Here is an 11,374-nt window from a genome sequence, read left to right as displayed (position 1 = left end):
CGCGGGCGGTCCGCCCTGGCTGACCTGGGGCACGGGAATGGGCGGCATGGGCAGGCCGCCTTCGGGCGGCGCTTCCAGGGGCCGCACGCGGGTGGGGCCGCCGTCGCTGGGGCGCATGTTGTTCAGGAAATCGGTCAGGGCGTCGCCGGTGGGCAGGTCGAGCGACGCCACGGCCTGGCCGGGTGGGAATTCAGAGAAATAGAATTCGTCGTTGTGCACGATCAGCCCGTCCGGCATGGAGCGCTGGGGTTGCTCGGGCACGTCTTTCAGCACGGGCTGCATGTAGTCCAGCCAGGTGGACAGTGCCAGGCCGCTGCCGAAGGTATTGCTGCCCAGCGACCTGGGCTGGTCGAAGCCCATCCACACGGCGGTGGTCAGGTTGCCGGTGTAGCCGGCGAACCAGACGTCGACTGCGTCATTGGTGGTGCCCGTCTTGCCGGCCACGTCGCCGCGCTTGAGGGTGCGCTTGGCGCGCGCGCCGGTGCCGATGGAGGCCACGTCGCGCAGCATGTCGTCCATGACCCAGGCGGTGCGGGGGTCGATGGCGCGCGTGGCGTTGTCGCCGGCCCGCGACGGCTGTGCCTGCATCAGTACCTTGCCGGAGCGGTCGGTGACGCGGTCGATGAGATAGGGCGGCACGCGATAGCCGCCATTGGCGAACACGGAATATGCGCTGGTCACTTGCAGCGGCGTGGCGCCGCCCGCGCCCAGCGCCAGCGGCAGCACCGCCGGCCAGCGTTCTTTCTGGAAGCCGAAGCGGGTCAGGTAGTCTTGCGCATACTGTGGGGTAATGGCCTGCAGCACACGGATGGACACCATGTTCTTGGACCGGTACAGCCCCTGGCGCAGGGTCTGCATGGGTTCGTAGCGGTTGCCGTCGTTTTTCGGGGTCCAGGGGCGCGAGCCGGTTTGCTCCACCGTCAGCATGAAGGGCTGGTCGGACACCTGCGTGGCCGGGGTCATGCCGCGTTCCAGCGCGGCGGCATAGACGAAAGGCTTGATGGTGGACCCGGGCTGGCGCCAGGCCTGCACGGCGCGGTTGAACGAGCCCTGGTAAAAATCGAAGCCGCCTATCATGGCCCGCACCGAGCCATCCTGTGGCGACATCGACACCAGCGCCGACTGCAGCGTGGGCAGGTTGATGATTTCCCAGGCATCGCCGTTCTTGTGCAGGTAAACCACCGAACCGCGCCGGATTCGGATGTCGTCGTCGGCCTTGGGGCCCAGGGCGCGCGCCACGATGGCGAGCGCTTTTTTGTCGGATACCGTGATGATCTCGGTGGCGCTGCGCGCCACTTTCACTTCGGTGGGGCTGGCGGCCAGCACCACGCCGGTGAACAAGTCGCCGCTGTCGGGCGTTTCGTCCTGCACGCCGTCCAGGATCTCTTCAAAAGCGGGGTGGTCGGCCTCGATGCCATCGGGCAGGTCGATCTGGTCTTCGGGGCCGGGGTAGGGCGCGCGGCGGGTGTAGTCCAGCACGCCGGCGCGCACGGCTTCGTAGGCGGCCTGCTGTGATTTGGAATCGATGGTGGTGATGACATCGATACCGTGCGTGTAGGTTTCGTCCTGGAACATGGCGTACATGGCCTGGCGCACCAGTTCGGCCGGGTATTCGCCATGCACGGCGAAGCCGTTCGACTGCGCGCCCTCGGTGCCGCGGACCAGCAAGGGCTGCTCCAGCGCGGCCTGGGTCTGTTCGGGCGTCAGGTAGCCCAGTTCTTGCATGCGGCGCAGCACGTAATGCTGGCGCACCTTGGCGCGTTCCAGGTTGGTGATGGGGTTCGAGCGGGACGGCGCCTTGGGCAGGCCGGCCAGCATGGCGGCTTCCGCCGCGGTGACCTCGGAGAGCGGCTTGCCGAAGTAGGTGCGCGACGCGGCCGCGAAGCCGTAGGCGCGATGCCCCAGGTAGATCTGGTTCATGTAGAGCTCGAGGATCTGGTCTTTAGTGAGCTCGGATTCGATCTTGAAGGTCAGCAGCAGTTCGTAGAACTTGCGCAGATAGGTTTTTTCGGACGACAAATAGAAGTTGCGCGCCACCTGCATGGTGATGGTGCTGGCGCCCTGCGACTTCGACATGCTGAGCACGTTGGCCAGGCCGGCGCGCACCAGGCCCGACCATTCGATGCCGCGGTGCTCGTAGAAGCCGTCATCTTCGGCCGCCAGGATGGCTTGCTTCATGACCAGGGGAATTTCCTGGAAACGCAGCACGTTGCGGTGTTCTTCGCCGAATTCGCCGATGAGCACGTGGTCGGCCGTATAAATGCGCAGCGGCACGCTGGGCCGGTAGTCGGTCATGGCGTGCAGGGCGGGCAGGTTGGGCCAGGTCAGGGCCACGGCCAGGCCCGCGAACAGTGCGCCGCACACGCCCAGGCCGGCCACGACGACGGCGGCCTTGGCCAGGATGCGCTTGTGCAGGAACTGCTTGATGCCCCGCTTGGGGGCCGATTCAGGGTGGTCAGGGGTATTCATTGCTGCCGATTCTAGGTCAGAACCGGATAGACCCGCTCCAGGCACATTAGGTTTCCGTAACCAAACATGCCAAAGGGCGGGTCCGTCACTGTTTCGGACGGAATCGTCCCGTTTTTTATGGTTTCAGGTGTTCCACGAAAAAGGCTTCCATGGCCTCGTAGAACTCGAACTTGTTCTCATCGTTATGGAAACCATGGCCTTCGTTGTCTTTGACCAGGTATTGCACTTCCACGCCGCGCTCGCGCAGGGCTTGCACGACCTGGTCGCTTTCGGCCTTGTTGACGCGCGGATCCTGCGCGCCCTGGGCAATCAGCAAGGGGGTGCGGATGCGGTCGACGTGCAGGGCTGGTGACGTGGCGGCCAGCCGGTCGCGGTCGCGCTCGGGATGGCCCACCATGTCGTGCATTTTGGCCAGCAGCGGCTTCCAGTAGGGCGGAATGGTGTTCATGAAGGTGAACAGGTTCGACACTCCTACGTAATCCACGGCGGCCGCGTACAGGTCGGGGGTGAAGGTAATGCCGGCCAGGGTGGCGTAGCCGCCGTAGCTGCCGCCGTAGATGCCGATACGGGCGGGGTCGGCGATGCCCTGGTCGATGAGCCAGCGCACGCCGTCGGTGATGTCGTCCTGCATGGCCAGGCCCCATTGGCCGAAGCTGGCTTCCCAGAATTTGCGGCCGTAGCCCGTGGAGCCGCGGAAATTCATTTGCAGCACGCAAAACCCGCGGTTGGCCAGGAACTGGATCTCGGGGTTGTAGCCCCATCCGTCGCGCGCCCAGGGGCCGCCGTGCGGGTTGATGATGCAGGCCAGCTTGCGGGGCTCGCGGCCGGCCGGCAGGGTCAGGTAGCCATGGATGTCGAGCCCGTCGCGGCTGGTGTAGCGCACCGGCTGCACGGGCGACATGCCGGCCTCGGGAATGGAGGGGTTGATTTCGCCCAGCTTGGACAGCGCGCCCGAGCCGGCCTGGAACAGGTAGCGCGCGCCCGGCGTGCGGTCGTTGTAGGCGGCGACGATGAAGGTGTCTTCTTCGCGGTTATGGCCCTGGATGGCCAGGTCGTAGCCGGGCAGCAGGTTTTCCAGTTGCCGGTACAGGGCCTGGGTTTCGCCGTCGAAATAATGGCGGCGCGGTTTGTCCGTTTGGTAGGCCGCCAGCGTCAGCACGCGGCGCTTGCGCGAATAGCCGGCGGCGTCCAGGTCGACCTCGTCGGTGGCGTAGACCAGTTCTTCCGTGTCGGGCGAGGCCGGGTCGATGATGACCAGCGCCAGTTTGTCGCGGCCGCGGTTGCTCAGGGCGTAGAACTTGCGGTCGTCGAAGGTGAAGAAGGCGGGGCTGACGGTGGTGCGGTAGTCGGTGGTGATCAGCGGGCGGAACGGCGCCGCCTCGTCGTCGCGGTAGAGCAGGGTGGTGTCGAGCCCGTCGCTGGTGACGGCCGCGCGCACCTTGCCGGCGTGGTCGGTCTGCCAGCCCACCACGTTGCCCGGGTTCTGGGCCACCAGCACGGCCGCGCCGGTGCGCACATTGACGCGATACACGTCGAATACCTGCGGGTCGCGCTGGTTATGGCTGATCAGTACGTGGTCGGGGTCGTCGGGCAGGTCGTCTTCGATGCCGGCCCGCACGCCCTGATGGGGTGTCAGGTCGGTGACCACGCCGGTGCGCGCGTGCACGGCCACCACGTGGAAGTTCTCGTCGCCGCCGAAATCCTTCTGGTAAAGCACGACGTCGCTGCCTTTCCAGAAGAAGTTGCTGATATCGCGGGCGGTTTCATGGGTGAGGCGGCGCGGTTCGCCCGTGGGCTGGCCATTTTCCAGGGCCTGCACATGAATGTTCATGCGCGCGGGGTGCTCGTCCACCGCCGAGGGCTGCATGAAGCCCAATGTCTGGCCGTCGTCGGCCAGGCGGAAAAAGCCGCGCTCCGGGTTGCGGAAGAAGTCTTTCAGGGGATACTGGCGCGGGCGCTGCGCCGCTGGCGATGAGGGGTGGGGCAAGACGGGTCTCCTGGGCCGGGCGGGCCCGGCGGTATGCGCCGATCATGCCACAGCCGGGGCGGCGGCGTCGAACCGGCGCCTGGCGGCAACTGGCGCGGTCGGCTCGGATTGCGGGATAATCGCAGCCACGTTATGGGAGTCGACATGATCAGAGTTGCAGTGGCGGCCGCGGTGGCTGCCGTGGGCCTGGCGGCCTGCTCCACCGGCCTATCGGACGGTGGCGGGCTGACGGACAGTTTTACCGCGCAATCGAATTACCGCGATGTGTATCGCTCGGCCACGGCCCAGGCCGAACGCTGCCTGCGCGGCACGGGCGCCTATACCGTGCGCGGCGAGCTCGATGCCGGCGGCAACGGGGGCCTGGTGCGCGTGGTGGCGCCGTTCACCGACGACGACGTGGCGCGCGTGCGCATCGCCGCGCTGGACGAGAACCGCTCGAAGGTGGATCTGGCCATGTGGGGCCGCGGTATCTGGAACACCGACGCCATGCGCGCCATGCGCGAGGCCATTACCTATGGCCTGCCGTCGTGCGTGGGCTATATGCCGGGCGATCCGCGTCCCAGCGAAGAAGTCTGGACGCTGCCGCAGCCGCGCTGATGGTCCGCCCTCGCGGCGCAGCGGGTGTTTTTCCCGCGCCGCCGCGTGTCAATCGCCGCCGGGGCGGCGCTTGATCACCTTGAAAGTGGCCGAGGCCTTGGCCACCAGTTGCCCTTCGGGGCCGCGCACTTCGCCTTCGCAGAAGGCAATCGAGGCGCCGCGCCGCAGGCAGCGGGCCTCGATGACCAGGTCGCCGGTGCCGGGCGACATGAAACTGGTGGTCATGTCGATGGTGGCCATGCCCAGTGTCGGGTCGTCGCCGCGCGCGGCCGCGCTGAGCGTGAAGTCCAGTATGCTCATCAGCGTGCCGCCGTGGATGTCGCCGCGGCTGTTGGTCAGGTCGGCGCGCCAAGGCAGCAGGGTACGGGCGTAGTCCGGGCCGATCTGGTCCGGTATCAGGCCCATCAGGCTCATCAAGGGAATGGTCAGGCCGAAATAATCTGGAGAGGCGGGCGTGGTCATGAATCCAAGCGTTGGGAAGGGTGCGCAATAGCGCGCCATAATATTCTTTTTTCCGCCGTACCGCCGTTTTGTCGCGCCCGCCGGGCGTTCTGCCATGCCCACGCCTGCCCGCAAGATCGTACACATCGACATGGACGCGTTCTACGCGTCGGTGGAACAGCGCGACAACCCGGCGCTGCGGGGCCTGCCGGTGGTGGTGGCCTGGGAAGGGCCGCGTTCGGTGGTGTGCGCGGCTTCTTACGAGGCGCGGCGGTTTGGCGTGCATTCGGCCATGTCGGTGGCGCGCGCGCAGCGCCTGTGCCCGGACGCGCTATATGTGCCCCCCGATTTCAACCGCTACCGCGATGTGTCCCGCCAGGTGCGCCAGATTTTCGCGCGCCACACCGACCTGATCGAGCCGCTGTCGCTGGACGAGGCGTACCTGGACGTGACGGTCAACAAGCTGGGCCTGCCTTCGGCCACCGATGTAGCCCAGGCCATACGCCGCGACATTCTGCGGGAAACCGCGCTGACCGCGTCGGCGGGGGTGGCGCCCAATAAATTCCTGGCCAAGATCGCGTCAGACTGGAACAAGCCGGATGGGCTGCTCGTGATCAAGCCCGCGCAGGTGCTGGCTTTTCTGCAGCCCTTGCCGGTGCGCAAGGTGCCCGGCGTGGGGAAGGTAATGCAGGGCAAGCTGGAAGCCCTGGGCGTGCGCACCGTGGGCGACCTGGCGCGCTACACGGCAAGCGAGCTGGAGCATTATTTCGGCCGCTACGGGTTGCGGCTGCATGAACTGTCGCAGGGCATCGACGAGCGCGACGTGCAGGCCGATGCGCCGTTGCAGCAGATTTCGGCTGAAACCACTTTCGCGGTGGATCAGCCGCTGCACGCGCTGGATGACACGCTGGACAGGCTGGCGGCCAAGGTGTGGGAGCAAGGCTTGAAGAAGGGCGCCATTGGCCGTTCGGTGGTGCTGAAGCTGAAGACCGACCGCTTCCGCATCCTGACCCGCACCCTGACGCTGGCGCGGCCGCCGGAGTCGGTGCAGGCCCTGGCGGCAGTGGCTCGGCAGTTATGCAAGCGCGTGGACTTGCCGGATGCCACGCGCTACCGTCTGGCGGGCGTGGGAATGAGCAACTTTGACGACGCCGCGCTGCTGGCGCGCCAGGCCGACCTGGACCTGTTTGGCCAGGCGCCCGCTGGCGCGCCGCCGGCGCCTACGACAGACGCTGCTTGACCTGCTGCGACACGGCGGCCATGTCGGCCTTGCCGGCAAGGGCGGGCTTCAGAATGGCCATGGCCTTGCCCATGGCGGGCGCGCCGCTGATCCCCTGCGCCGCCACTTCGGCCAGCGCGGCATCGATGGCCGCGTCGACTTCTTCGGGACTGGCGGCCTGCGGCAGGAATTCGCGCAGTACCTCGAGTTCGGCGGTTTCCTGGGCGGCGGTTTCCAGGCGGCCGGCTTTTTCGAAGGCGGCGATCGATTCGCGGCGCTGCTTGACCTGCTTTTCGATGATGGCGGTGACGTCGGCGTCGGTGAGGTCGCGGCGTTCGTCGACTTCTTTCTGCTTGACCGCCGCAACCAGGAAACGCAGCGTTGACAGGCGCTGCGCGTCGCGGGCGCGCATGGCTTCTTTGACGGCGTCGGACAGGCGGGTTTTGAGCGGAATGCTGCTCATGGCTGGACCTTTGTGGTGAATACGGCTGAACCGGTGTTTTAACCGGGTGGCGGCGGGCTGCGCAAACACGGCGAAGCATACCTTTCTTTAAAGGTGTATTATAAATACATGTTTAAAAGTTTCCCGCAGACAAAGGAGCAGTACACATGTTGAGCCAGGAAGTCCGCACACTGGTCAAGGCCACCGCGCCGGTTCTGAAAACGCATGGCGTGGCGCTGACCCGCCATTTCTACGCCCGCATGTTCCGTGACAACCCCGAACTGAAACAGGTGTTCAACCAGGGGCACCAGGATGGAGGACAGCAGCAGCAGGCGCTGGCCGCCGCGGTGGCCGCATACGCCGAGCATATCGACGACCCTTCGGTACTGATGCCTGTGGTGACGCGCATTGTGCACAAGCATGTCAGCCTGGGCATACGGCCCGAGCACTATGCCATCGTGGGCAAGCACTTGCTGGCGTCCATACGCGAAGTGCTGGGCGATGCCGCCACCGACGACCTGATCGCCGCGTGGGCTGCCGCCTACACCCAGTTGGCCGATCTGCTGATTGCCGAAGAAGCGCGCCTGTATGCGGAATCGGCTGGCAAGGCGGGCGGCTGGACGGGCTGGCGGGCGTTCCGCGTGGCGCGCAAGCAAGCCGAAAGCGCAGAGATCACGTCGTTCTACCTGGTGCCGGCTGACGGCGGCCCGGTGCCGGATTACCTGCCCGGCCAGTACATTTCGCTGCGCGTGTACGTGCCTGAGCTGGGCCTGGCGCAGCCGCGCCAGTACAGCCTGTCGGGTGCGCCGGGGCAGGGCCAACTGCGCATTTCCGTCAAGCGCGAAGGGGCGGTGGGCGATGCGCCGGCGGGCAGTGTGTCGAACCTGCTGCACGCGCGCATCCACGAGGGCGACATTCTGGACCTGGCACCGCCGCAGGGGGATTTCACCCTGGATGTGAAGCGTGCGGCGCCGGTGGTGCTGTTGAGCGGCGGGGTGGGCCTGACGCCCATGGTGTCGATGCTGAACCATCTGGTGGAAAAGGGCGACGCCCGCCAGATCCGCTTCGTGCATGCCTGCCGCGACCGTTCGGTGCATGCCATGAAATCGCACGTCAATGCATTGGTGGCGGGCCGGCCGAATGTGCGCAAGGTGGTTTATTACGAAACCGTGGCCGCCGACGACCAGCCGGGCCACGACTACGACTTCGCCGGCCGCATGGACTTGCATTCCATCCGCGACGTGGCCGTGCTGCCCGATGCCGATTACTACCTGTGCGGCCCGCTGCCGTTCATGGATGCCCAGCGCCGCGCCCTGGCGGACCTGGGCGTGGCCGCCGAACGCATCCATGCCGAGGTGTTCGGCACGGGCGGCCCGGGCGCGTAGCCGGTATAGTTCCGCTCCATGCAGCTGACCCGATACACCGACTTCGGCCTGCGCGTCATGATGTACCTGACGCAGGGCAGTGAACGCGACACGCCCGCCACGATTCCCGAAATCGCCGAGCGTTTCGAGGTGTCGCGCCACCACCTGGTGAAGGTGGTGCATTTCCTGGCCCAGCAGGGCTGGGTGGCCACCACGCGCGGCAAGGGCGGCGGCCTGCGGCTGGCTCGGGCGGCGTCCAGTTATCGGGTGGGCGACCTGGTGCGCGCGCTGGAGCACCAGCAGGCCCTGATCGACTGCGCCGAGCCTCCCTGTGCGCTGCGCGGCTCATGCCGCCTGGCCGGCGTGCTGGCGGACAGCCTGCAGGTATTCTACGAAGCCCTGAACCGCCATACCCTGGCGGATCTGGTGAAAGACCCTACGGGCACGGCAATCGTGCGCCTGCACCGGGCGGCCTGACCGGGCGCCGGGGCGTAGGAAAGTCTGTTCCTCGATGCCGGGGTAAGAAAACTCTTGGTGTAGATCACGGCGACGGAGCGTAGCGCGAAGCCGCAGCCGTGCTGGTTTCGGTGTCTGGCACCCGGAGGGAGCCAGACACCTGGCGCCACCTCATCTCGAGCACCCGGCGCCACCTCATCTCGAGGATCCGGTATCACTTCATCCAGCACTCCAGGCGTCACCTTATCGAGCACGCCCGGCACTACTTCATCTCACACATCCACCACCGTCCGAATGCCCTGCCAGGCCGCGGTGGGCGGCCTGGCAGGGCGGCCCGGGGATCTCCTTCAATCCTCCCGGCGGCTGCCACGAAGGCAAGGACGCGGTCCGTCCCGGCGGAGCGGCAATCATTCATCGATCGAGCCGGCGCGGGAGACCGGGGCGGCGTCAATAGAAGGTTTTCGCACCCTCGTGAAACCCCAACCGCCCGCAAAACGAAACTTTAGGTTATGGCCACTTGGGTGTTTGGCATTTGCCGCCATGCCCAGGGCGCACCAGAATGGTTCCATCGACTTTTTATCAGGGTTTTCCATGAGGTTATGCGTCATTGGAGCGGGCGTGGTCGGCGTCACGTCGGCTTATTTCCTGGCCCGCCAGGGGCACGAGGTGGTGCTGGTCGACAGCCGGGCCCGCCCCGCCACGGTGTCCAGTTACGCCAACGGTGGGCAGCTTAGCTACAGCTATGTGGCACCCCTGGCCGGGCCGGGCGTGCTGCCCAGCGTGCCGGGCTGGCTGCTGCGCGCCGATTCGCCGCTGCGCTTCCATCCGCGCCTGGATCCGCACCAGTGGGCCTGGTGCCTGCAGTTCGCGCTGGCCTGCCGCGCCTCGGTGGCGCAGGCTTCCACGGCCCAGCTGCAGGCCCTGTCGTACCTGAGCCGCGACGCGATGAACCACCTGCTTGAACAGGAAGACCTGGATTTCGGGCACGTACGCAACGGCAAGCTGATCGCCTACCGCAGCCCCGAACTGCTGGACAAGGCCCGCAAGCTGGTGGCCTATCAGGCGTCCCTGGGCGCCGAGCAGCGCGTGCTGGACGCGGCCGAGACACTGGCCCTGGAACCCGCCCTGGCGGGCATGGGCGCCAGCCTGGCGGGGGCGGTGTACACCTCCAGCGAAGAAGCGGGCGATTGCCGGCAATTCACCGAGGCGCTGTTCCGGCGGCTGAAAGAACTGGGCAATGTGGAATGCCGCATGGCCAGTCCGGTGCGCGGGCTGCGCCGCGAGGGCCGCAAGATCGTCGCGGTGGAAACGGCTACCGGCGACATCGGCGCCGACGCGGTGGTGCTGGCCGCCGGCACCGGCTCGCGCGCGCTGCTCAAGCCGCTGGGCCAGGACGTGCCGCTGTATCCCCTGAAGGGTTACAGCCTGAGCGTGCCGCTGGCGTCGGGCAACGATACGGCGCCGCACATCAGCGTGACCGACTACGAACGGCGCATCGTCTATGCCCGCATCGGCCGGGTGCTGCGCATCGCCGCCATGGTGGATATCGGCAGCCAGGATGCGGATATCGACCCGGTCCGCATCGCCTTGCTGAAGCGCCAGGTAAGCGAGGCGTTTCCCCAACTGGACCTGAGCCAGGCGGTGCCGTGGGCCGGCATGCGCCCGGCCACGCCCACCGGCAAGCCCCTGATCGGCTCTAGCCGCGTGGCCGACAACCTGTGGCTGAACATCGGCCAGGGCGCCCTGGGCTTCACGCTGGCCTGCGGCAGCGCGGCCTTGCTGGCGGCGCAGATCTCGGGCCTGGAACTGCCCATCGACGCACGGCCTTTCCGCCCATAGCGCCGGCGCGCGGGGCGCGGCGCCATTAATGGAAGTTGCGGCTGCGTGCCTCCAACCCGCCCAGCAGCGCCGATAAATCCACCAGCCGCTGCGCTACCAGGTTGCGCACGCCGTCAACGTTTTGCCAGGTGCCATAGACTCCCAACAGGGTGGCGCCCAGCAACTCGCGGCGCTGGCGTTCGATGAGTTCGTTGCGCACGATCACATTCACGGGCCCGGTTTCGTCTTCCAGGGTGACGAAAATGGTGCCCTTGGCGGTTTGCGGCCGCTGGCGCACGGTTACCAGGCCGCAGGCGCGCGCCAGGCGCCGGTCGGGATAGGTATTCAGTACCTCGGCGGGCTGGAAGCGCAATGCCTGCAGGCGCGGGCGCAGCAGCGCCACCGGATGGCGCCGCAGGCTCAGGCGCAGGCTGCGGTAGTCGGCGGAAACCGACTGCCCTTCGGTCGGGGCGGGCAACGCGGGGGTTTCGGCTTCCACGATATCGGCATCGCGCAGCAGGTCGCGGCTGGCGACGCTGGCGCTGGCCTGCCAACTGGCCAGGCGGCGATGCCCGGCCAGG

11 protein-coding genes are annotated in these 11,374 nt (G+C 66.9%); 5 read left to right on the top strand and 6 right to left on the bottom strand.

Translation table 11 applies throughout. The annotated features are described in order from the left end of the window. Nucleotides 1-2,469 (bottom strand): penicillin-binding protein 1A (locus tag LPZ50_RS15155; protein WP_230662300.1); only part of this gene is annotated, 2,469 nt, incomplete at its 3' end. A gap of 115 nt (nucleotides 2,470-2,584) precedes the next feature. Then, the gene (locus LPZ50_RS15150; protein ID WP_230662299.1) at nucleotides 2,585-4,456 is read right to left on the bottom strand and encodes an alpha/beta hydrolase family protein; all 1,872 of its coding nucleotides are present in this window, start codon (nucleotides 4,454-4,456) and stop codon (nucleotides 2,585-2,587) included. Between the two features lie 144 nt (nucleotides 4,457-4,600). On the opposite strand from LPZ50_RS15150, the gene LPZ50_RS15145 reads away from it, so the two are divergent. Then, complete coding sequence (locus tag LPZ50_RS15145; RefSeq protein WP_230662298.1) at nucleotides 4,601-5,053, top strand: BPTD_2524 family lipoprotein; 453 nt, start codon at nucleotides 4,601-4,603, stop codon at nucleotides 5,051-5,053. Between the two features lie 48 nt (nucleotides 5,054-5,101). Here the strand turns inward: LPZ50_RS15145 and LPZ50_RS15140 are convergent, their stop codons facing one another. Further along, nucleotides 5,102-5,515, bottom strand: a complete 414-nt coding sequence (locus LPZ50_RS15140) for a PaaI family thioesterase (protein ID WP_230662297.1) — start codon at nucleotides 5,513-5,515, stop codon at nucleotides 5,102-5,104. Nucleotides 5,516-5,609: 94 nt separating this feature from the next. Between LPZ50_RS15140 and dinB the strand changes: the two genes are divergently transcribed. Further along, nucleotides 5,610-6,734, top strand: coding sequence for a DNA polymerase IV (gene dinB, locus LPZ50_RS15135; RefSeq protein ID WP_230662296.1), 1,125 nt, complete (start codon nucleotides 5,610-5,612; stop codon nucleotides 6,732-6,734). Here the strand turns inward: dinB and LPZ50_RS15130 are convergent. Beyond that, on the bottom strand, nucleotides 6,715-7,176 hold the full coding sequence (locus tag LPZ50_RS15130; protein WP_230662295.1) for a GatB/YqeY domain-containing protein: 462 nt from the start codon (nucleotides 7,174-7,176) through the stop codon (nucleotides 6,715-6,717). The two genes, dinB and LPZ50_RS15130, sit on opposite strands and share 20 nt — an antisense overlap. A gap of 146 nt (nucleotides 7,177-7,322) precedes the next feature. Here LPZ50_RS15130 and hmpA point away from each other — a divergent pair, with 146 nt between their 5' ends. Further along, a complete protein-coding gene (gene hmpA, locus LPZ50_RS15125; RefSeq protein ID WP_230662294.1) occupies nucleotides 7,323-8,540 on the top strand; it encodes an NO-inducible flavohemoprotein in 1,218 nt (405 codons plus the stop codon). 18 nt (nucleotides 8,541-8,558) lie between these two features. Next, nucleotides 8,559-8,996, top strand: a complete 438-nt coding sequence (locus LPZ50_RS15120; RefSeq protein WP_230662293.1) for an Rrf2 family transcriptional regulator — start codon at nucleotides 8,559-8,561, stop codon at nucleotides 8,994-8,996. Nucleotides 8,997-9,382: 386 nt separating this feature from the next. Here LPZ50_RS15120 and LPZ50_RS15115 read toward each other — a convergent pair whose 3' ends face one another. Next, complete coding sequence (locus LPZ50_RS15115; protein ID WP_230662292.1) at nucleotides 9,383-9,568, bottom strand: hypothetical protein; 186 nt, start codon at nucleotides 9,566-9,568, stop codon at nucleotides 9,383-9,385. On the opposite strand from LPZ50_RS15115, the gene LPZ50_RS15110 reads away from it, so the two are divergent. Beyond that, the gene (locus LPZ50_RS15110) at nucleotides 9,567-10,814 is read left to right on the top strand and encodes a D-amino acid dehydrogenase (protein WP_230662291.1); all 1,248 of its coding nucleotides are present in this window, start codon (nucleotides 9,567-9,569) and stop codon (nucleotides 10,812-10,814) included. The two genes, LPZ50_RS15115 and LPZ50_RS15110, sit on opposite strands and share 2 nt — an antisense overlap. 25 nt (nucleotides 10,815-10,839) lie before the next feature. Here LPZ50_RS15110 and LPZ50_RS15105 read toward each other — a convergent pair. Continuing rightward, nucleotides 10,840-11,374: OB-fold nucleic acid binding domain-containing protein (locus LPZ50_RS15105; RefSeq protein WP_329957664.1), on the bottom strand; the 535-nt coding region annotated here is incomplete at its 5' end.

The organism is Bordetella petrii (assembly GCF_020991325.1).
GTDB lineage: Bacteria > Pseudomonadota > Gammaproteobacteria > Burkholderiales > Burkholderiaceae_B > Bordetella_A > Bordetella_A petrii_E.
Note: the sequence above shows the minus strand (reverse complement) of the source record. Positions and strands in the feature narration are given on the sequence as shown.

What these genes read in the sequence shown, in the direction of transcription:
- LPZ50_RS15110 (WP_230662291.1), top strand. Translation starts at nt 9,567, where the DNA reads ATGAGGTTATGCGTCATTGGAGCGGGCGTGGTCGGCGTCACGTCGGCT.
- LPZ50_RS15140 (WP_230662297.1), bottom strand. Translation starts at nt 5,515, where the DNA reads ATGACCACGCCCGCCTCTCCAGATTATTTCGGCCTGACCATTCCCTTG.
- hmpA (WP_230662294.1), top strand. Translation starts at nt 7,323, where the DNA reads ATGTTGAGCCAGGAAGTCCGCACACTGGTCAAGGCCACCGCGCCGGTT.
- LPZ50_RS15120 (WP_230662293.1), top strand. Translation starts at nt 8,559, where the DNA reads ATGCAGCTGACCCGATACACCGACTTCGGCCTGCGCGTCATGATGTAC.
- LPZ50_RS15145 (WP_230662298.1), top strand. Translation starts at nt 4,601, where the DNA reads ATGATCAGAGTTGCAGTGGCGGCCGCGGTGGCTGCCGTGGGCCTGGCG.
- LPZ50_RS15115 (WP_230662292.1), bottom strand. Translation starts at nt 9,568, where the DNA reads ATGGAAAACCCTGATAAAAAGTCGATGGAACCATTCTGGTGCGCCCTG.
- LPZ50_RS15130 (WP_230662295.1), bottom strand. Translation starts at nt 7,176, where the DNA reads ATGAGCAGCATTCCGCTCAAAACCCGCCTGTCCGACGCCGTCAAAGAA.
- dinB (WP_230662296.1), top strand. Translation starts at nt 5,610, where the DNA reads ATGCCCACGCCTGCCCGCAAGATCGTACACATCGACATGGACGCGTTC.